This is a genomic window from Rubrivirga sp. (genome assembly GCF_965213695.1).
GTDB lineage: Bacteria > Bacteroidota > Rhodothermia > Rhodothermales > Rubricoccaceae > Rubrivirga.
This window is the reverse complement of the sequence record NZ_OZ243912.1, coordinates 630,517-649,843: the sequence shown is the minus strand read 5'-3', so window position 1 is coordinate 649,843 and position 19,327 is coordinate 630,517. Positions and strand designations below refer to the sequence as shown.

At 73.5% G+C, this 19,327-nt stretch carries 18 protein-coding genes; 14 read left to right on the top strand and 4 right to left on the bottom strand.

Going from position 1 to position 19,327, the window contains the following annotated elements:
- Window positions 1–67 precede the first annotated feature (67 nt).
- From ilvN to ACOOHE_RS02820, 14 genes are all read left to right on the top strand, one after another.
- Window positions 68–640 (top strand): acetolactate synthase small subunit, encoded by a 573-nt coding sequence (gene ilvN, locus ACOOHE_RS02885; protein ID WP_420456299.1) that lies wholly within the window; start codon window positions 68–70, stop codon window positions 638–640.
- Window positions 641–725: 85 nt separating this feature from the next.
- Window positions 726–1,766, top strand: coding sequence for a ketol-acid reductoisomerase (ilvC, locus tag ACOOHE_RS02880; protein ID WP_420456298.1), 1,041 nt, complete (start codon window positions 726–728; stop codon window positions 1,764–1,766).
- Between the two features lie 116 nt (window positions 1,767–1,882).
- Window positions 1,883–3,178 (top strand): 3-isopropylmalate dehydratase large subunit, encoded by a 1,296-nt coding sequence (locus ACOOHE_RS02875; RefSeq protein ID WP_420456297.1) that lies wholly within the window; start codon window positions 1,883–1,885, stop codon window positions 3,176–3,178.
- A 77-nt stretch (window positions 3,179–3,255) separates the two neighbouring features.
- Entirely contained in the window at window positions 3,256–3,819 is a 564-nt protein-coding gene (locus ACOOHE_RS02870; protein WP_420456296.1) for a 3-isopropylmalate dehydratase, read from the top strand.
- 215 nt (window positions 3,820–4,034) lie between these two features.
- A complete protein-coding gene (locus ACOOHE_RS02865) occupies window positions 4,035–4,214 on the top strand; it encodes a hypothetical protein (protein ID WP_420456295.1) in 180 nt (59 codons plus the stop codon).
- 67 nt (window positions 4,215–4,281) lie between these two features.
- The gene (locus ACOOHE_RS02860) at window positions 4,282–5,991 is read left to right on the top strand and encodes a hypothetical protein (RefSeq protein WP_420456294.1); all 1,710 of its coding nucleotides are present in this window, start codon (window positions 4,282–4,284) and stop codon (window positions 5,989–5,991) included.
- A 27-nt stretch (window positions 5,992–6,018) separates the two neighbouring features.
- Window positions 6,019–6,423, top strand: coding sequence for a hypothetical protein (locus tag ACOOHE_RS02855; protein ID WP_420456293.1), 405 nt, complete (start codon window positions 6,019–6,021; stop codon window positions 6,421–6,423).
- A 25-nt stretch (window positions 6,424–6,448) separates the two neighbouring features.
- The gene (rpe, locus tag ACOOHE_RS02850; RefSeq protein ID WP_420456292.1) at window positions 6,449–7,114 is read left to right on the top strand and encodes a ribulose-phosphate 3-epimerase; all 666 of its coding nucleotides are present in this window, start codon (window positions 6,449–6,451) and stop codon (window positions 7,112–7,114) included.
- A 49-nt stretch (window positions 7,115–7,163) separates the two neighbouring features.
- Entirely contained in the window at window positions 7,164–8,060 is an 897-nt protein-coding gene (locus tag ACOOHE_RS02845; RefSeq protein WP_420456291.1) for a hypothetical protein, read from the top strand.
- A 179-nt stretch (window positions 8,061–8,239) separates the two neighbouring features.
- Window positions 8,240–8,821 carry a hypothetical protein gene (locus tag ACOOHE_RS02840; protein WP_420456290.1) on the top strand — a complete coding sequence of 194 codons (582 nt, stop codon included), beginning with the start codon at window positions 8,240–8,242 and terminating at the stop codon, window positions 8,819–8,821.
- 51 nt (window positions 8,822–8,872) lie between these two features.
- Entirely contained in the window at window positions 8,873–11,335 is a 2,463-nt protein-coding gene (gene priA / locus ACOOHE_RS02835; protein WP_420456289.1) for a replication restart helicase PriA, read from the top strand.
- A gap of 402 nt (window positions 11,336–11,737) precedes the next feature.
- Window positions 11,738–11,896, top strand: coding sequence for a hypothetical protein (locus tag ACOOHE_RS02830; RefSeq protein WP_420456288.1), 159 nt, complete (start codon window positions 11,738–11,740; stop codon window positions 11,894–11,896).
- A gap of 56 nt (window positions 11,897–11,952) precedes the next feature.
- Window positions 11,953–12,228, top strand: a complete 276-nt coding sequence (locus tag ACOOHE_RS02825) for a YidH family protein (protein ID WP_420456287.1) — start codon at window positions 11,953–11,955, stop codon at window positions 12,226–12,228.
- A gap of 260 nt (window positions 12,229–12,488) precedes the next feature.
- Window positions 12,489–13,085 carry a hypothetical protein gene (locus tag ACOOHE_RS02820; protein WP_420456286.1) on the top strand — a complete coding sequence of 199 codons (597 nt, stop codon included), beginning with the start codon at window positions 12,489–12,491 and terminating at the stop codon, window positions 13,083–13,085.
- Between the two features lie 111 nt (window positions 13,086–13,196).
- Here ACOOHE_RS02820 and thrC read toward each other — a convergent pair whose 3' ends face one another.
- The 4 genes from thrC to ACOOHE_RS02800 all read right to left on the bottom strand — a co-directional run bounded on the left by thrC (window position 13,197) and on the right by ACOOHE_RS02800 (window position 19,253).
- Window positions 13,197–14,453 carry a threonine synthase gene (thrC, locus tag ACOOHE_RS02815; protein WP_420456285.1) on the bottom strand — a complete coding sequence of 419 codons (1,257 nt, stop codon included), beginning with the start codon at window positions 14,451–14,453 and terminating at the stop codon, window positions 13,197–13,199.
- A 116-nt stretch (window positions 14,454–14,569) separates the two neighbouring features.
- Window positions 14,570–15,505 carry a homoserine kinase gene (locus tag ACOOHE_RS02810; protein WP_420456284.1) on the bottom strand — a complete coding sequence of 312 codons (936 nt, stop codon included), beginning with the start codon at window positions 15,503–15,505 and terminating at the stop codon, window positions 14,570–14,572.
- A gap of 308 nt (window positions 15,506–15,813) precedes the next feature.
- A complete protein-coding gene (thrA, locus tag ACOOHE_RS02805) occupies window positions 15,814–18,279 on the bottom strand; it encodes a bifunctional aspartate kinase/homoserine dehydrogenase I (protein ID WP_420456283.1) in 2,466 nt (821 codons plus the stop codon).
- 362 nt (window positions 18,280–18,641) lie between these two features.
- On the bottom strand, window positions 18,642–19,253 hold the full coding sequence (locus ACOOHE_RS02800) for a sigma-70 family RNA polymerase sigma factor (protein WP_420456282.1): 612 nt from the start codon (window positions 19,251–19,253) through the stop codon (window positions 18,642–18,644).
- Window positions 19,254–19,327: the final 74 nt, after the last annotated feature.

Below are 19,327 nucleotides of genomic sequence, written 5' to 3'. Positions count from 1 at the left end.
CGAGTGATTCGTGATGCGTGACTCTCGCGAGCACCGTCACACACATCCCTCGTCACGCCTCTCCCCCATGCCCACTTTCACGCAACAGCAGCTTCTCCGCAAGCGAGCGAACGGCGAGACCGTCCTGGCCGACGCGCCGGAGACGCCCCAGACGCACGTCCTGTCGATCCTGATCGAGAACCACGCCGGCGCGCTCAACCGCGTCGTCAACCTGTTCTCGGCCCGGAACCTCAACCTCGACAGCGTCTCGGTCGGCACGACGGAGGACCCGACGACGTCGCGGCTGACCGTCGTGACGACGGGCTCGCGGCGGCAGGTCCGGCAGGCCGTCCGGCTGGTGCGCCAGTTGCTCGACGTGCTGGCGCTCGACGAGTTCGCGCCCGGCGAGCCGGTCGTCGAGCGCGAGCTGTGCCTGGCCAAGCTGGCGGCCACGGCCGCCGAGCGCTCGGGCGTGCTCGAGCTGGCGCGCGGGCTGGGCGCGTCGGTCGTCCACGCCGACCGCGAGGCGGTCACCGTCGAGCTGACTGGTGGGGCGTCCGAGATCGACGCCTTCATCGAGGTCGTCAGCGAGCACGGTTTGCTGGAGGTCGCCCGCTCGGGCCGCCTCGCCCTCCACCGCCAGCGGCACCTCGCTTTGTGAGTCCGGGGTTCGGAGTTCAGAGTTCCTGAGCCCATTCCCGACCACAACTCCGAACTCTGAACTTCCCAACTCTGAACTCATCCCCATGACCGTCCACTACCAAGCCGACCCCGCCGTCATCCGCTCCAAGAAAGTCGCCGTGATCGGCTACGGGAGCCAGGGCCACGCGCACGCGCTCAACCTGCGCGACAGCGGCGTCGACGTGGTCGTCGGGCTGCGCGACGGCTCGGCGTCCGCGGAAGAAGCGGCGGCCGAGGGGCTGACCGTCGTGTCGCCCGAGGCCGCCGCCGAGTGGGCCGACGTGGTGATGCTCTTGGTGCCCGACCAGCATCACAAGAAGGTGTACGAGGAGTCGATCAGAGAGCACCTGACGCCGGGCACGGCGCTGGCGGTCGGCCACGGGTTCAGCGTCCACTACGACCAGGTCGCGCCGCCGGAGGGTGTCGACGTGTTCCTGGTCGCGCCGAAGTCGCCGGGCCACCTGGTCCGGCGCGTGTACACCGAGGGCGGCGGCGTGCCGTGCCTGGTGGCCGTCGAGCAGGACGCGACCGGCGGCGCGCTCGACCTGGCGCTGAGCTATGCCGACGCCATCGGCGGGACGCACGCGGGCGTCATCGAGACGACGTTCAAGGACGAGACCGAGACCGACCTGTTCGGCGAGCAGGCCGTGCTGTGCGGCGGCTCGGAGGCGCTCATCAAGGCCGGCTTCGAAACGCTGGTGGAAGCGGGCTATCCCGAGGAGCTGGCCTACTTCGAGTGCCTGCACGAGCTCAAGCTGATCGTCGACCTGTACTACGAGGGCGGGCTGGCGCGAATGAACCACTCGGTCAGCGACACGGCCGAGTACGGCGGCCACGCCATCGGCAACCGGGTGATCACGGACGCGGTGAAGGGCGAGATGAAGAAGGTGCTCGCGGAGGTCCAGTCGGGCGCCTTCGCCCGCGACTTTATCGCCGACCAGCAAGCCGGCGGCGCCAAGCTGGCCGAGATGCGCCGCCAGTCGGAAGCGCACCCCATCGAGACCGTCGGCCAGAAGCTGCGGGGGATGATGGGCTGGCTAAAGAGCCCGACGGCTGGCGACGGGCGCACGACAGACGAACCGGCGGCGCTGGAACAGGGTGCGTGATCCGTGATGCGTGACTCTCCCGCGCAGGCATCCGCGCCAGTCCTGGGAACGAAGACTCACGCATCACGCATCACGTATCTCACACGACTCCTCGCCACCGACGCCCCCTCCCTTCCATGACCATCACCGAAGCCATCCTCGCCAGCCACGCCGGGCGGGACCGCGTGAGCCCGGGCGAGACCGTCTGGATCGACGTCGACACGCTGATGACGCACGACGTCTGCGGGCCGCCAACGATCGAGATCTTCCAGCGCGAGTTCGGCCGCGACGCCAAGGTGTGGGACCCAGAGGGCCTGGCGATCATCCCCGACCACTACATCTTTACGGCCGACGAGCACGCGCACCGCAACATCCAGATCCTGCGCACCTTCGCCGCCGAGCAGGACCTGCCCCACTACTACGACGTCGGCGGCGACCGCTACAAGGGCGTCTGCCACATGGCGCTGGCCGAGGAGGGCTTCAACCGGCCCGGGACGACGCTGTTCGGGACCGACAGCCACACGTGCACCTCGGGCGCCTTCGGCCTGTTCTCGACCGGGATCGGCAACACCGACGCCGCGCTCATCATGGGGACGGGCAAGATCTGGGTCAAAGTCCCGGAGTCGATGCGGTTCGTGTTCGAGGGCGAGCTGCCGCCGTACCTCATGGCGAAGGACCTGATCCTGGCCGTCATCGGCGACATCGGGACGGACGGGGCGACGTACCGGGCGATGGAGTTCGACGGACAGGCGGTCTACGACCTCTCCGTCGAGGAGCGGATGACGCTGTGCAACATGGCCATCGAGGCCGGCGGCAAGAACGGGATCATCCAGCCGGACGCCAAGACGATGGCCTACACGCGCGAGCGGACCGACCGCGCCTTCGAGCCGGTGTTCTCGTCGCCCGACGCCCGCTACCACTCCGAGCGCGTCTACGACGTGGCCGCGATGGAGCCGGTCGTCGCCAAGCCGCACGCGCCGGACAACAAGGCGCCCGTGTCGGAGGTGGCCGGGACCCGGGTCGACCGGGCCTACATCGGGAGCTGCACCGGCGGCAAGCTCGAAGACTTCGTCGCCGCCGCCCGCATCCTGAAGGGCCACGAAGTGCGCGTCGACACCTACGTCGTCCCGGCGACGACCGACGTCCGCAAGGCGCTGTGGACCGAGACGGTCGACGGCGAGACGCTGGCGGCCATCTTCGAGAACGCGGGCGCTCAGATCGGGCTCTCGTCGTGCGCCGCCTGCCTGGGCGGCCCCGTCGACACGTTCGGGCGGACGCACGGCGACGAGGTTGTCATCTCGACCACGAACCGGAACTACCCCGGCCGGATGGGCTCGAAGCAGTCGGCGGTCTACCTCGCCTCAGCGCTCACGACGGCCGCCTCGGCGCTGGCCGGCGTCATCACCGACCCGCGCGACGTCCTCGTCGCCTAGCGGCGATGGGTACGGGGTACCAGGTACGAGGTACGCCGCCACCCGAGACTGTACCTCGTACCCCGTACCCCGTACCCTTGAAATCGACCATCCGCGGCCTCGCCTACGTGCTGGGCGACCACGTCGACACGGACCAGATCATCCCGGCGCAGCACCTGGTCTACAGCCTGACCGACCCGGAGGAGCGGACGCTGTACGGCCGGTACGCGCTGTCGTCGGTGCCGCCGGAAGGGGCCGGGCTGCCCGACGGCCACGTCCCGTTCGTGGCCGAAGGCGAGACTCGGAGCGCCTACACCGTGATCGTAGGCGGCGGCAACTTCGGGTGCGGGTCCTCGCGCGAGCACGCGCCGTTCGCGCTGCGCGAGGCCGGCATCGAGGCGGTCGTGGCCGAGAGCTACGCCCGCATCTTCTATCGGAACGCGGTCGACGGCGGGTTCCTGGCGCCGTTCGAGTCGCCCGAGCGGCTGGTCGAGCACGTCCGCACCGGCGACGAGGTCGAACTCGACACGCGGGCCGGCACGTTCACGGACGTGACGACCGGCGAGAGCTGGGCGCTCCAGCCGCTCGGCGACGTGGCCGGCATCCTGGAGGCCGGCGGCGTGTTCGAGTACGCCCGCCAGCAGGGCCTCATCCCGTCCTGAGGCTCGGGTCTTCGCGGAGGGCCCGTGCGCGCCCGGCGGAGGGCGAATGAGGGCCCTCGGAGGGGTGGCGGAGGCGGGGAGGACCCGTGTAGGACGGAAGCGGTTCGGGAAGCGCTTTGTTGTTAAGTGTCTGTGGCGCAAGCGCTTTCAGGCGCCCTCGGGGCCAACGAGCCGCGAGCCGCTCCGTTGGACGGGCTCCTTCCCCCCCGACCCCCATGTCGTTCCGCCTCCGCCTCCCCACCCTGTTCGACGGCCTGTTCGCCGCCGCCCAGATCCGCCACGCCTCCTACTGGGGCACCTGTCCCCACTGCGACCGCACGACGCCGTGGCACGTCAACGTCCTCCGTGGGACGTACCGCTGCACCGAGTGCGGCCGCTCGCCGCTTGCCGGGTGACGGCAGGACCTGCCGGAACGGACCGGGCGGGGCGCGGTTAGGCCCGCAGGCCTCTCCCCGTCCCGCCATGGTCCGCATCCCGGTCGCCCTCCTCACGCTCACGCTGGCGGCCGGCACCTCGGCACAGCCCGCGCCGTTCGCGCTCGGCGGCCCGCAAGAGGACGTCGCGTACGCCGTCGACGTCACGCCGGACGGCGCGTTCGCCATCGGTGGAACGACCTTCGGCGGCTACGACGCCGACCCCGGGCCGGGCGAGACGGTCGTCCCCAGCGGCGGGTCGAAGGACGGGTTCGCCGCCGTCTACGGCCCCGACGGCACGCTCCGGTTCGTGGTCCCGTTCGGGCCGCCCGGCCCGAGCGCGGTCGACGACGTGTTCGACGTGGCGCTGGGGCCGTCGGGCGAGCTCGCGGTCGTCGGGCAGGTCGGCGAGACGCTCGACCTCGACCCGGGGCCGGGCGAGACGATCATCGAGGCCCCCGGCTTCGCGGTCTACGTGTTCGTCGCGATCTACGCGCCCGACGGCGCGCTGCGGACCGGCTTCACGTTGCCCGGCGCCGACTTCGAGCAGCGCGGCTATGTCGCGTTCGACGACGCGGGCGATCTCTACGTCGCCGTCTCCGTCAGCAACCCGACCGACCTCGACCCCGGCCCGGGCGAGGCCGTCGTCGACGGGTTTCGGAGCGCGACGTTGGCGTCGTACACGGGCGCCGGCGCGTTCCGCTGGGGCTTCGCCCTCGACGGCGCCCAGTACCGCGCACGCGGCCTCGACGTGGCCGGCGACCGCGTGGCCCTGACGGGCAACGCCCTGGGGACCGTCGATGTCGACCCCGGACCGGCCGTGCAAGAGATCACCGGCGAGGGCATCACCAACTGGCTCACGGCGACCTACACCACCGACGGCGCGCTCGCGTCGGCGTTCGTCGTGGGCGGATCGGCCTTCGGGACCGTCTCCGACGTCGCGCTCGACGCCGATGGAGGCATCGCGCTCGTCGGCACCATCGACCGCGACGCGGACTTCGACCCGGGCCCGGGGAGTACGATCCTGAGCGGGACCGGCAACGGGTTCGACGGGCTCGGCGCCGTCGCGGCCTATGCCCCCGACGCGACGCTGCGCTACGCCTTCGGGGTCGGGACGGTGCGACCGCGCGGGGTCGCGCTCGCCGACGGGCGCCTGGTCTACACGGGCCACTTCGAGGAGGACTTCGACGCGGACCCCGGGGCGGGTGAGGCCGTCGTCGTGCCGGTCGCGGGCTACGACGTCGTGACGGTGTCGCTCGACGCGGCGGGCGCGTTCGAGTGGGCGTCGCCGGTCCTCGGTGCGGGCACCGGCGACAACGGGCTCGGCGTGGCCCTGACGGGCGGGCAGTCCATTGTCACCGGCCGGTTCTCCGACGCCGTCGACGTGGACCCGGGTGCCGGCGTCGTGGAGCTGTCGTCGGACTCGCGGTCCGACTTCGACGTGTTCGTGGTCGCCTACGACCGGGCCGGCGCCTTGGCGGCCCTCCCCACCGCCACCGACGAGGCGCCGGACGAGATGCGCGCCCTGACCGTCGGGCCGTCCCCCACGGCGGGTCCGGCGACGGTCCGCCTCCGCGGGTGGCCGGCGGCGCGCGTCGAGGTCGTCGACCTGCTGGGCCGGTCGGTCGCCGTGCTCCACGACGGGCCGGTTCGGGATGGGCTCGTCCTCGCGACGCCCGCGCTGGCGCCCGGCCTCTACGTCGTCCGCGCGTGGGGGCCGGAGGGAACAGCCTCGGCGCGGCTCGTCCTCGCCCGGTAGGCGTCCGCGGGCGGGTAGCTTTCGGCCGTGGCCACGACTCCTGCTCCCCGCCCCGGCGACCTCGCCCGCCTGACCCGGTTCGTCGCGACCGGCGCCGTCGTGGCGACGGTTGCGGTCGTGTTCGCGACGGCCGGCGAGCGGCCGTGGCAGTCGGTCGCGGCCGTCGTGATGATCGCGCTGCTGCCCTACGTGGCGTTCGTGGCGCTGGCGCGATGGGTGTCGGGCGTGGTCGCGGCCGAGGCCGTCGTGCTGGGCGGGTTGGTGCTGGCGGTGTTTTTCGCCGTCGGGCTGTACGCGATGGCGTTCGTGGTCGCGCCCGGCCCACGGAGCGGGTCCGTCGCGCTGGCGGTGCCGCTGTTCCAGTCGGTCGGCGTGGCGCTGGCGGGCGCCGGCGGCGCCTTCCTCCGGTGGCGAGCTCGGGCGTCTCGGTAGCTTCAGCCGCTCTCTCGCCGCCCGCATGACCCTCGCCCCCTCCGTCCTGGCCGCCGACTTCGGCCGCCTCGAAGACCACGCCCGCCAGGCCCTCGACGCCGGGGCCGACTGGCTCCACATCGACGTGATGGACGGCCACTTCGTGCCCAACATCTCGTTCGGGGCGCCCGTCATGCGCGGGCTCCGGGCGCTCGCGGACGAGTTCGGCGCGCCGCTCGACGTCCACCTGATGATCGAGGACCCGGACCGCTACCTCGACGCCTTCGCCGAGGCCGGCGCGGCCACGATCACGGTTCACCAGGAGGCGTGCCCGCACCTCCACCGGACGGTTCAGGCCATCCACGACCTCGGGTGTCTCGCAGGCGTCGCCCTCAACCCGGCCACGCCGCTGGTCACGCTGGAGGAGATCGCGCCCGACCTCGACCTGGTCCTCATCATGTCGGTCAACCCCGGGTTCGGTGGGCAGACGTTCATCCCGGGCTCCGTCGACAAGGTCCGTCGGTGCCGCGAGCTGCTGGCGCGGACCGGTAGTCGGGCCGTGATCGAGGTCGACGGCGGGGTCGCCCCCGGCAACGTCCGCGCGGTCGTCGAGGCCGGGGCGGACGTGATCGTAGCCGGCAGCGCCGTGTTCAAGGGGGACGTGGCCGAGAACGTCGCCGCGTTCCGCCGAGCGACGGCGACGAAGGTGTAGGCACCTCCGGCGGTCCCGGGCGTAGGGAGGCCCGACACCACCCGTCGTCATGCGCGCACTGCTCCTCGTCCTCGTCGTCCTCTCCGCCTGCGCCGGTCCGTCCTCGGCCCCGCCCATCGACGACCCCGGGCCCGACTCGAGCGGCCTCGACGCGGACCAGATGGACGCGCTCGCCGGGATGGGCATCCCCGTCCTCGTTCCTGGCGCCGTCGGCGCGTTCGAACTGGTGCGGTTTGAGGCCGAGAGCGACGGGGCCTACGGCCGCTACGCCCTCGGCTACGAGCGCGCCGACGGCGCGTGCTTCGAGGTGAGCGGGACGAACGAGGGGCTCGGCGGGCCCGACTGGCCGCTCGTCTCGACCGAGGTCCAGGTCGCCGACCTCGGCCGCGCGGTCCGCGTGTACGAGGCGTCCGACGACCCCGGCGCGACGAGCGCCCAGGTGTGGGGGATCGGGACGGTCGTCTCGGACATCGTCGACGTGGACGGGACGGGCGTCCTCTTTTTGAGCGACACCGTCGGCGGGTGCCGGCCGGTGTCGCTGACGGAGGCCGCCGCGCTCGTCGCCGACCTCCGCCTGCTGAGCGCCGTGCCCACGTCGTTCACCCCGTCGGCCCCGACGCCGAGCGCCGGGCTCGGCCCGTTCGCCCCGGCCGACGACCTGCTCGCCGACTACAACGCGGCCTCGACGCCCCGGGCCGCGGCCGAGGCGCTCGCGCGCCGGCTCGACGCCGACCGCGTCGAGGTCGAGATCCTCTCCGAGACGTCGTACGAGGCGACGGCCCTCGTGACGGCCACCGGCGTGCGCGACGACTCGGTCCGCGACGAGCGGCTCCGCCTGACGTACTCGCCCTACGGCCCGACGTGGGAGCTCGTCGCCGCCGGCCGCCAGACGCGCTGCCAGCCCGGCCGCGGCCACCAAGACTGGAGCGACGCGCTCTGCCAGTGACGGCGGGGTAGACCACGGCGACGGCCGGGTCTAAGGGTGGACACGTTCGCCCCGCCGTGCGTCCTGGAGGCCGCCGCTCTGTCCGTCTGCGCGCCCACGACTACCGCGGGGGCCTGTACTTCGTAACGGTCTGCACGTGGGGTCGCCAGCCTCTCTTCGGGACGATCGTGGACGGGCGGATGGTCCTGTCGCCCGCCGGGCGGATCGCGCGCGACGAGTGGCTGCGGACGCCGACCGTGCGGCCCTCGGTGGTTCTGGATGCGTTCGTGATCATGCCGGACCACGTGCATCTGTTGTTCGGGATCGTGCCGAATGACGACGGGCCACCACGCGACGGCGGGCCACCACGCGACGGCGGGCCACCACGCGACGGCGGGCCACCACGCGACGGCGGGCCACCACGCGACGGCGGGCCACCACGCGACGGCGGGCCACCACGCGACGGCGGGCCACCACGCGACGGCGGGCCACCACGTAGGGACACACCGGCGGTGTGTCCCTACGCACCGGGGTCCGGCGATGGCGGACGGCGGTTCGGCCACGCCGTTGCCGGGTCCGTCGCCTCGATCATGCGCCAATACAAATCCGTCGTCACCAAGCGCATCCGCGCGACAGACCCGACCGTTCAGGTGTGGCAAGGACGGTACCACGACCGCGTCGTCCGCACCGACCGCGAGGCCGACGCCCTCCGCCGCTACGTGGCCGAGAACCCCGCCCGCTGGAACCCCCGCGCCGACCGGGCCGACGGCCACCGAGCCTGACCCGTCGCCGACGGCGCGAAAGCCGGCCCGCCGGCCGGGCTAGCTTGCGCCATGCCCGCGCTCGCCCACGTCGTCCCGCTCGCGCCCGTCGACGGGGTGTACACGTACCGGGTGCCCGAGGCGATGGCAGCCGAGGCCGTGCCCGGCGCGCGCGTGCTCGTCCCGTTCGGGCGGCGCCAGATCACCGGCGTCGTCGCCGAGCGCGTCGAGGGGAGCGCCGACGGGCTCAAGCCGCTCCACGACGTCCTCGACGCGCGGCCCGCGCTCACGCCCGACCTCCTCGCGCTGACCCGGTGGGTGGCCGACTACTACCTGTGCGCGTGGGGCGAGGCCGTCAAGGCGGCGCTGCCCAGCGGGACCGGCGTCGAGAGCCACCGCGTCGCCCACGCCCTCGCCCCGGCCGACGCCTGGCCCGACGACAAGCGGGGCCGCGCCATCTTGCACGCGCTCGCGGACCGCAACGGCGACGGGCTGCCCGTCGCCCACCTGGCCGACGTGCTCGGCCGCAAGACGGTCCCCCAGGCCCTGCTCCGGCAGATGGAGGCGGCCGGCGTGCTCCGCATCGACCACGAGGTCCAGGATGCCAGCGTGACCGCCAAGACGGCCCGCCACCTCCGCCTGGTCGCCGACGGCGACGTCAGCGGACGCAAGCAGCGGGCGCTCCTGGACGTGCTGGTCGAGGCCGGCGGCGACGTGTTGCAGGCCGACGCGCTCGCGGCGACGGGCGCCTCCAGCGGAACCGTCAAGGGCCTCGTGGCCAAGGGTCTCGTCGAGGCGTTCGACGCCGAGGTCGAGCGACGGGCCGACGGAATGGACGCCGGTCCCGTCGCGCCGGCCGCCCCGCTCGACCTCCATCCGGCGCAGACGGCGGCGCTCGCGGCCATCGTCGGCGCCGTCGAGGGCGGGCGGCCCGAGACGTTCCTGCTCCACGGCGTGACGGGCTCGGGCAAGACCGAGGTCTACCTCCGCGCGCTCCGCGCCACGCTCGACCGGGGCCGGACGGCCATCGTGCTCGTCCCCGAGATCGCCCTCACGCCCCAGACCGTCCGCCGCTTCCGGGCCCACTTCGGCGACCGCGTGGCCGTGCTCCACAGCCGGATGAGCCCGGGCGAGCGGCTCGACGCCTGGACCCGAATCCGCGACGGCGTCTACCCCATCGTCATCGGCCCGCGCAGCGCCGTGTTCGCGCCGCTCGACCGGCTCGGGCTGGTCGTCGTCGACGAGGAGCACGAGGCGAGCTACAAGCAGTTCGACCCGGCCCCGCGCTACCACGCCCGCGACGTGGCCGTGATGCGGGCGTGGCGAGCCGGCGCCGTCTGCGTGCTCGGCTCGGCCACGCCCTCGATGGAGTCGGTGGCGAACGCGAACGCCGGCAAGTACACGCGCCTCGAGATGCCCGAGCGCGTGCCCGTCCGCGGCCCCGACGGGACGACGCGGGCGCCGGCGCCGCTGCCGCCGGTCCGCGTGCTCGACCTGGCGCGCGAGAAGCAGGTCCGCCGGCTCAAGGGGGCCCTGAGCCACGAGCTGCGGCTGGCCCTCGCCGACCGGCTCGAGAAGGGCGAGCAGACGATCCTGCTCCAGAACCGCCGCGGCTTCGCGCCCGTTTTGACGTGTCAGGACTGCGGGTGGACCCCGATGTGCCCGCACTGCGCCGTCACGCTGACCGTCCACCGGACCGACCGCGGCGAGCGGATGCGGTGCCACTACTGCGGCTGGACCCAGCGCGTGCCGCACCCGTGCCCCGAGTGCGGCGCCGACGACCTGCGCCCGCTCGGCGCCGGAACCCAGCGCGTCCAAGAGGAGATCGCCGACGTGTTCCCCTCCGCCCGCGTCCTGCGGATGGACCTCGACACGACCTCGCGCAAGGGCGCCCACCGCACCATCTTGGACGCCTTCGGCCGGGGCGACGCCGACGTCCTGCTCGGCACCCAGATGGTGGCCAAGGGGCTCGACTTCCCGCGCGTCACGCTCGTCGGCGTGGTCGAGGCCGACACGGGGATGCTCCTCCCCGACTTCCGCGCGGCCGAGCGGACGTTCCAACTCCTGGCCCAGGTCGCCGGCCGGGCCGGCCGCCACGAGCTGGAGGGCGAGGTGTTGCTCCAGACGCGGAACCCGGAGCACCCCGCCATCACGTTCGCCCTCAAGCACGACTTCCACGGGTTCGCGCTCGGCGAGCTGGCCGAGCGGCTCGCCTTGGGCTACCCTCCCTTCGGCCGCTTGATCGGGGTCGAGGTCAAGGGCCCGCACGAGGGGTCGACGCGCCAGCTCGCCCAGCGGTGGGGCGCCGCGCTCACGACCGAGGCGGGACGGGTCGAAGGCGTCGAGGTGCTTGGCCCGGTCCCGGCGTTGATCGGCCGCGTCAAAAAGTGGTGGCGGTACCAGGTCCTGGTCAAGGCCCCGCGCACGCTGCCCGCGTCGGCGCTGGCGGAGATCGTCCGCACGGCCGAGTCGCGCGTCTCGCTCCCCTCCGGCCACCGCGTCAACCTCGACGTGGACCCGGTGGGGCTGTACTGAACCCCTGTTGCGCCCGACCGACTTGGGGTCATTGGGACCGAGGACGGGGGACGGAAGACCGGCCGGAATGCCCGCCTCGGTCCCCGGTCCTCGGTCTCACGACCTCAAGACCTGGACTCCGCAACAGGGGCGACCGGACGAGTTCGGAGTTCAGGGTTCGGAGTTTGTCCCGGCAGCGCTCCGGCCCCACCCCTCCCTCGTGCCGCCCCGAGACCGGCCTCGCGCTCGCGGCCCGCTCGCGCTCGACCCACCCGCGCTCACCACGCACGGACGATGCCCGCCGGCCTGGCCAGGCGAGGAGACGTGCTCGCCAGGCCATGTCTCAGGGAAGCCCGGGAGTCGGGCGCGGCGGAAACCGGGCGGCGGTCAGGGCGCTTCGAGGGCCCCCCACTGCCCGCCGCCATGTCCCGCCGCTTCTGGATCGTCGCCCTCCTGTCCGTCCTCGCCATCGGGGCCATCGTCGCCATGTCGATCGCCAGCGCGAACGGCGACGACGACGAGGGCTACTCGGTCGACAAGGACGTCGACCCGTACGAGGGGGCGGCGCCGCTGGCGCCGTAGCCGAACCGAGTGCGGCGGATGGGGGTCCGCAAGGTCGAGGCCCGCTCTCCCCGCCCATGCCCACCCCCTACGCCACCGTTTCAGAGGCCGACCTTACGCTCCGCGACCGGCTCGCGCTTGACCGGACGGTGCTCGCCAACGAGCGGACGCTGCTCGCCTACGTCCGCACGGCGCTGGCGCTGCTGGCCGGCGGCGTCACCCTGCTCCACCTCGTCGACGAGCCGTGGGCCGTGGTCCTCGGCGGGGTGGCGCTGCCGCTCTCGGTGGTCGTCGGGGCCTACGGCGCGTGGCGGTTCGGGGCGGTCCGACGGCGCCTGCGCGCCGTCGGCTAGGCCCGCCCCGGTCCTCGGCCACGGCGGGCGGCGTAGGGCACTCCCCTCCCATGACCATCGGGGAGACCTGGAAATCGCGTCGATGTGGACCCCGGCGGGCCGGGCCGAGCGTTCGAGCCGTCCCATCACCGCATACCCCAATGAGACCACTCTTCTTTCTCGGGCTGGCCGCCACCCTGGCCGCCGCCCCCTCCGCTCAGACTCCCACCCAGTCCGACGACCGGACGCAGCGGGACGAAATGTCCACCACGGACGGACGGATGTCCGACATGGACTACCGGACCCAGGTCCGGTCCCGGCTCGACCGGCTCGACCGCGACCTCACGACGCTCCGGTCGTCGGCCGACCCCGCCATGCGGTCCGACGTCGACCGGCTCCGCACGGACTACGACGCGCTCCGCACCGAGGCCGACGGCGACGCCATGAGTGACCCCGAGGCCGCCGCCCAGATGCGGTCCGACCTCGACCAGCGCTACGCCGACCTCGACCGGCGCGTCTACGAGACCCGGCTCCGCTCGGCCCGCACGCGCGACGACTACGTCCGCGCCGCGACCGACCGGATCGACACGTACGACCGCCAGATCGGCGACCTCCGGACGCGGTACCAGTCGGCCACGGGGACCATGCGGAGCGACATCGCCCGCGATCTCGTCCGCCTCCGGGGCCAGCGCGACGCCTACCGCGACGAGGCCTTCACCGCGCGCGGGACGCTCCGCTCGGACTTCGAGGGCGGGCGCGCAGCGGCCACGACCCGGCTCCAGCGCTACGACACCGAGTTCAACACGGCCTACCGCGAGGCGTCGATGCGCGGGATGGACATGCAGAACCAGCCGCAGCGGCCGGGCTCGGACATGTAGGACCAACCGAATCGCGCCCCGGTGGCCGTAGGGACATGACTCGTCACGTCCGCGAGGAGGCCACCGGGCGGACTCGCGCGGGCGCCTTCTTCGGAGGGCGCCCGCGTCCGTTCAGGACAGGTGCGCGCGCAGGGCGTCGAGGGTGGCCGGGATCGTCTCGACCGCGGTCGGGGCGTCCCACAGGGTCGCCAGCCGGGCCGGCGTGCGGGGCGTCACGCCGGTCGCTTGTGCGACGGCCTCGGGGAACTTGGCCGGGTGCGCCGTCGACAGGACCACGACGGGGCCGGCCTCGCCCAGCCCCAGTCGGCGGACCGCTTCCAGCCCGACGGCCGTGTGGGGATCGGCGAGGTAGCCGGTCTCGTCGTGGACGCGCCGCATCGAGGCCGTCGTCTCGTCGTCGGTGACGGCGTGGCCGCGGACGGTCTGGCGGAGGTCGGCGTCGGAGAACAGCGCGCGGAGCCGTTCGAGGTTGCTCGGCACGCCGACGTCCATCGCGTTCGACAACGTCCGCACGGAGTCGCCGGAGGGGACGTCGGCGCCCTCCAAAAAGCGGGGGAAGCCGTCGTTCGCGTTGTGGGCCGCCACGAAGCCGGCGACCGGCAGGCCGGCCCGTCGCGCCAGCGTGCCCGCCGTCAGGTTGCCGAGGTTGCCGCTCGGCACGACGAACGTAGCCGGCTCGCCGCCGAGCTGCCGCGCGGCCCAGACGTAGTAGAGCATCTGGGGCAGGAGCCGCCCGACGTTGATCGAGTTGGCCGACGACAGCCGCCGCCCGCCGACCCCCTCGGCGAACGCCGCCTTCACCAGCCGCTGGCAGTCGTCGAACGTGCCCTCGACCGCGAGCGCCTGCACGCCAGCGCGGCGGACGATGAGCTGGCGCTCCTGGACCGCGCTGACCTGGCCCTTCGGGTAGAGCAGCACCACGCGCACGCCTGGGACGCCCTCGAAGCCGGAGGCGACCGCGCTCCCCGTGTCGCCCGACGTCGCCGCCAGGATGGTCACCTCCTCGCCGCCGAGGGTCTGTGCCATCAGCCGCGCCATCGTGCGCGCGCCGACGTCCTTGAACGACAACGTCGGCCCGTGGAACAGCTCGAGGACGAACACGCCGTCTCCGAGCCCGATGAGCGGGACCGGGAACGAGAGGGCGTCGGCGACGAGCGCGTCGAGGTCGGGGACGTCGAGCCACTCGGCGAGGACGCGGGCGCCGAGGTCGGCTCGGTCGGAGGCCGTCATCCAGCCGTCGGGGAGGGCGGGAATCTCCGTCGGGACGTAGAGCCCGCCGTCGGGCGCGAGCCCGTCAAGCAGCGCTCGGCGGAACGGGACGGACGCGCCTCCGCCGCGCGTGCTGACGTACTGGGGGACGGAAGGCAAAGCGGTGAGGCGTGAGCGGTGAGCGGAGGTCGCCTACGACGTCCCCTCTCCCTGTGGGAGAGGGACAGGGTGAGGGTCAGAGCCTACGCCGAACTCGATGCGGAGACCAGCCGGGATCACGCCAACTCCGAGTCCACCACCCGGGCGCCCTGGGGGTCGACGCGGGCGACCCAGCCGGTGGCCTCGACCCCGCCGGCGCGGCTGGCGGCGGCCATCGCCTCGACGACGGCCTCGGCGTCGGCGTCGGGGACGAGGGCGACCAGGGCGGGACCGGAGCCGCTCAGCGCGACGCCGGCCGCGCCCGCGTCGAGCGCGGCCTGGCGAACGGCGTCGTAGACCGGGACGAGCGGCGCGCGGAACGGCTCGGCCAGCCGGTCGCGCATCAGGTGGCGGCCGACGGCGGGCCAGTCGCCCTCCAAAAGGGCCCGGACCAGGAACGCCAGCTCGGCGGCCTGGGCCGAGGCGTCGCCGTGGGCGACCGTCGCGGGCAGGACCGCGCGCGCGTCGCGCGTCAACACCTCGACGTCCGGGAGGACAACGGCGAGCGGCGGTGGGGCCGGCAGCGTCAGCCGGCGGTAGGCCGTCGGGTCGGAGGGCGAGACAAGGACGAGGCCGCCCAGGAGCGCCGGCAGCACGTTGTCGCCGTGGTAACCGCCGGCCGCCCGCTCGCCTTCCAAGACGGCCTCGACGAGGTCGGGCTTGCGGAACGGCCGGCCCAGCACCTCGTTGGCCGCGACCGCGCCAGCGACGGCGCTCGCCGCCGACCCGCCGACACCGGACCCCATCGGGATCCCCTTCTCGATGCGGAGCCGGAGCCCGCCTTCTGCCCCGGCCTGGCGCAGGACGTGGGCCGCCGCCCGGGCCGCCGTGTTCCGCTCGGCGTCCGTCGGGAGCGACGGCGGGCCCTCGGCCGTCACGCCGGGCGCGTCGGTCCGCCGGGCGGTCACGCGGTCGCCCGGCCCGGTGATGCACAGGCCCAGCGCGTCGTAGCCCGGCCCGAGGTTGGACAGGGTGCACGGGCCGAAGACAGTGACGGGGGAGGAATCAGGCATCAGGAATCAGGAACCAGCGCCCGCCAGCGGGACACCCGTAGGGGCGTGGTGTGCCACGCCCTTCCAGCAGCCGTACGCGGTCTCCCCCGCTCGGGACGGGCCGGCCCGCTCCGGAGAGGGCAACGTCGCGAGCCCCCCCGTCCGTCCGCCCCTCGCGGAGTCTGTGCTGAGCCCAGCCGAAGGGCTCAGCGGGCGGACGGACGGTCCCCCTTCAAGGGGGACAGCTTCTGCTGCCCGGAGCGGAGCGATGGCAGCCGAAGCGGGGGGTCCGCTCGGCGAGGAGGGGCGCGCGAAGGGAGGAGCGCCGGTCACGGCATCAGCTCGGCCGCCTTCACCAGGTCCGCCAGCAGGCCGGCGGCCGTCACCTCGGGGCCGGCGCCCGGCCCCTGGACCACGAGCGGCGTCTCGTGGTACCGCGCCGACTGGATCAGGATCACGTTGTCGGTCCCCCGCGAGCCCCCGAACGGCGACGCCCGGTCGACGGCGCGGACGCCGACGCTCAGCCCCTCGTCCGTGATCTGGCCGACGTAGGCGAGCCGCTTCCCCTCGGCCTCGGCGGCGGCCACGCGCTCGGCCCACGCCGCGTCGAGCGCGTCGAGCCCGTCCATGAACGCACCGACCGAGACCTCCGCCAGGCCTGCCGGGACGAGCGACTCGACCTGGAGGTCGGCCCGCTCGACCTCGCGCCCGGACTCGCGCGCCAAGATCAAGAGCTTGCGGGCGACGTCCTCGCCCGTCAGGTCGTCGCGGGGGTCGGGCTCGGTAAGCCCCTTGGCCTTCGCCTCGCGGACGGCGTCGGAGAACGCGGCGCCCTCGGCCAGCCGGTTGAACAGGAACGCCAGCGTCCCCGAGAACACGCCCTCGACCGAGTCGATCCGGTCGCCCGAGCGGAGGAGGTCGCGGATGGTGAACACGACCGGGAGCCCGGCCATGACCGTCGTCTCGTAGTGGTAGCTCACCTCGCGCCGGCCGGCGGCCTCCCGGAGCGCGCGGTAGTACGCCAGATCGAGCGTGTTGGCCTTTTTGTTCGGCGTGACGACCCCGACGCCGGCCTCGAGCCACCGCACGTAGCGCCGGGCCACGGCCTCCGACGCCGTCGCGTCGACCACGATGCGGCGCTCGAGTCCGCCCGCGAGCAGCCGCTCGTCGAGCGCGTCGAGGTCGGCCACCTCGGCGGTCGCGTCGTCCAGCACGGCGACGCCGTCGGCGAGGGGCAGGCCGCCGGGGTCCCACGCCATCCGCCGCGAGTTGGCCAGGCCGACCAGGCGGAGGTGGATCCGGTCCCGCTCCATCAGGACCGGCGCGTGCTCGGCCAGGAAGTCGACGAGCGTTTTGCCGACGGTCCCGGTCCCGATCACGACCACGTGGACGCGGGCGCGCCGCAGCGGGAACGCCTCGTGGAGCGCGCCGAGCGCGGCCCGGACGTCGGCCTGGCGGACGACCGTCGAGATGTTGGTCTCGGCCGCGCCCTGGGCAATCGCCAGCACGTTGACGCCGGCCCGTCCGAGTGTCGCAAACAGCCGACCCGCCAGCCCGGGCTGGTGCCGCATCCCCTCGCCGACGGCCGAGACGACGGCGCAGCCGGGGATCGCCTCGACGCTCCGGACGTCGCCGCGCGCGATCTCGCTAGAGAACGCCTGGCGGAGCGCCTCGACCGACGCCTCGGCGTCGAGCCCGTCCACGACGACGCACACGCTCTGCTCGCTCGACGCCTGGCTGATCATCCGCACGTTGACGCCGGCCGCCGACAGGGCCTCGAACAGCCGCGCGCTCACGCCGACGACCGACTGGATCCCGCCGCCCTCGACGGTCACCACGGCCTGGTCGCGGACGGCCGACAGCGCCTTGACGCGGAGGTCGAGCGCGTCGGTCTCGTTCGAGATCAGCGTGCCCGGCTCGTCGGGGTCGAGCGTGCTCTTGATCTGGATCGGGATGCCGGCCCGCTCGGCGGGCAGCATCGTCCGCGGGTGCAGGACCTGGGCGCCGAAGTAGGCCAGCTCGGCGGCCTCGCGGTAGCTCAGCCGCGCCAGCGGGACGGCCTCGGGCACGAGCCGGGGGTCGGCCGTGTACACGCCGGCCACGTCGGTCCAGATGACGCACGCGGCGGCGTCGAGCGCGCCGGCCAGGATCGTCGCCGTGTAGTCGGAGCCCGACCGCCCCAACGTCGTCGTGACGCCGGCCGCCGTCGACCCGATAAAGCCGGTGACGACAGCGACCGCGCCGGGGTCGAGCGCGTCGACGGCGGCGCGCGTCAGCCGGCGCGTGGTGTCGAGGTCGACGGTCGCGTTCCCGAACTGGCCGTCGGTGCGGATCAGGTCGGCGGCGTCGAGGGCGGCGGCGAGGTGGCCGGCGGCGCGGAAGGCGGCGGCAACGATGGGGGCCGAGAGCCGCTCGCCGGTCGCGAGCACCGCGTCGCGTGTCCGGTCGGTCGCCTCACGGAGCAGCGAGACGCCGTCGAGGAGCTCGGTCAGCTCACCCAGGCGGGCGTCGAGCGTGGACTGGAGCGAGTCGCGGTCGTCGGCGCGGGCGAGCGCGTCGGCCGCCGCGTGGTGTCGCTGGCGAATGGCGGCGACGGCGTCGGCGTGGCCGGCCCGCGCGAGCGCCGCGTCGAGGGCCGCGAGCAGGTCGTCGGTCGTCCCCCCCAGCGCCGACACCACCACGACCTTCCGGCCCTCGGCGGGCGTCGCGGCCACCAGCTCGACGACGCGGCGGACGCGGTCGGGCGTGGCGACGGAGGTGCCGCCGAACTTGGAGACGTGGGGGGCGGGCGGCATGGAGTCGGCGGGCGGGGCGCGGAAGCTAGGCGCCCGGTCCCGCTGCCGGCCACCCCTTCGGCGGGCGGCCCGGACCCGAAGCGCTTCCAGTCCCAGAAATCACGCCCTGCGGATGCGGACAACGGACCGCAGGCGACGGGGGGACGGCGCTGACGGAGGGGCGGCGCCAGCTCCTCACACTCCCCTCGTCATCCTGAGCGAATGCGAAGCATATAGCCGCTCGCTGCTCGGTAGCCCGGACCGACTCGGCGCCAGCGTTCAGTAGATCCTTCGCTGGCGCTCAGGATGACAAGGTGGGGAATGTGACTCGCTGGACGGAGCCAGCCGGGACGGAGCCAGCGGGACCGCCTCACCGCCCTCGCTCACTCCAGCTCCGCCCGACGCGCCCGGAGCGCCTTGTTGAGGAGCGCCCGCGCCCGGAAGATGTGGGCCTTGACCGTCCCCAGCGGCAGGTCGAGCTCGGTCGCGATCTCCTCGTAGCTCAGCTCTTGCTGGTGCCGCATCACGATCACCCGGTGGTACTTCTCCGGCAGCGCCTCGATGGCTTGGCGCAGGATCTCGTTTCGCTGGTCCGTGACGATGGCCCGGTCCGGGCGGTACGTCGAGTCCGGGAGCTCCATCGTGAGCTCGCCGTCGCGCGTCTGGATCGGCTTGTCGATCGAGAACGTCGGCAGCTTCTTTTTGCGGATGTAGTCGATGGTGTGGTTCGTCGTGATCCGGTAGAGCCACGTCGAGAAGGCGTAGGCCGGGTTGTAGCTCTCGATGGACCCGAACGCCTTGACGAACGCCTCCTGCACCAAGTCGTCGACCTGCCCTTGGTCGCGGACCATCTTGCCGACGTGGCGCCGGAGCGGGCCCTGGTACTTCGTAACGAGCCGCTCGTAGGCCCGCTGGTCACCGCCGAGCGCCTCGACGACCGTCGCGCGGTCCTCCTCGCTGGAGGCGGACGGGGGGGCGGACGACGGCTCGGACATGGCGGGGGCGGGCGGCGCGCCAAGCTAGCGCCAGTCGGCCCGGCCGGGCAGGCGCTCCGCCCTTGATGCCCGGT

What these genes read in the sequence shown, in the direction of transcription:
- ilvN (WP_420456299.1), top strand. Translation starts at nt 68, where the DNA reads ATGCCCACTTTCACGCAACAGCAGCTTCTCCGCAAGCGAGCGAACGGC.
- ilvC (WP_420456298.1), top strand. Translation starts at nt 726, where the DNA reads ATGACCGTCCACTACCAAGCCGACCCCGCCGTCATCCGCTCCAAGAAA.
- ACOOHE_RS02875 (WP_420456297.1), top strand. Translation starts at nt 1,883, where the DNA reads ATGACCATCACCGAAGCCATCCTCGCCAGCCACGCCGGGCGGGACCGC.
- ACOOHE_RS02865 (WP_420456295.1), top strand. Translation starts at nt 4,035, where the DNA reads ATGTCGTTCCGCCTCCGCCTCCCCACCCTGTTCGACGGCCTGTTCGCC.
- ACOOHE_RS02860 (WP_420456294.1), top strand. Translation starts at nt 4,282, where the DNA reads ATGGTCCGCATCCCGGTCGCCCTCCTCACGCTCACGCTGGCGGCCGGC.
- rpe (WP_420456292.1), top strand. Translation starts at nt 6,449, where the DNA reads ATGACCCTCGCCCCCTCCGTCCTGGCCGCCGACTTCGGCCGCCTCGAA.
- ACOOHE_RS02845 (WP_420456291.1), top strand. Translation starts at nt 7,164, where the DNA reads ATGCGCGCACTGCTCCTCGTCCTCGTCGTCCTCTCCGCCTGCGCCGGT.
- ACOOHE_RS02840 (WP_420456290.1), top strand. Translation starts at nt 8,240, where the DNA reads ATGGTCCTGTCGCCCGCCGGGCGGATCGCGCGCGACGAGTGGCTGCGG.
- priA (WP_420456289.1), top strand. Translation starts at nt 8,873, where the DNA reads ATGCCCGCGCTCGCCCACGTCGTCCCGCTCGCGCCCGTCGACGGGGTG.
- ACOOHE_RS02830 (WP_420456288.1), top strand. Translation starts at nt 11,738, where the DNA reads ATGTCCCGCCGCTTCTGGATCGTCGCCCTCCTGTCCGTCCTCGCCATC.
- ACOOHE_RS02825 (WP_420456287.1), top strand. Translation starts at nt 11,953, where the DNA reads ATGCCCACCCCCTACGCCACCGTTTCAGAGGCCGACCTTACGCTCCGC.
- ACOOHE_RS02820 (WP_420456286.1), top strand. Translation starts at nt 12,489, where the DNA reads ATGTCCGACATGGACTACCGGACCCAGGTCCGGTCCCGGCTCGACCGG.
- ACOOHE_RS02810 (WP_420456284.1), bottom strand. Translation starts at nt 15,505, where the DNA reads ATGCCTGATTCCTCCCCCGTCACTGTCTTCGGCCCGTGCACCCTGTCC.
- thrA (WP_420456283.1), bottom strand. Translation starts at nt 18,279, where the DNA reads ATGCCGCCCGCCCCCCACGTCTCCAAGTTCGGCGGCACCTCCGTCGCC.
- ACOOHE_RS02800 (WP_420456282.1), bottom strand. Translation starts at nt 19,253, where the DNA reads ATGTCCGAGCCGTCGTCCGCCCCCCCGTCCGCCTCCAGCGAGGAGGAC.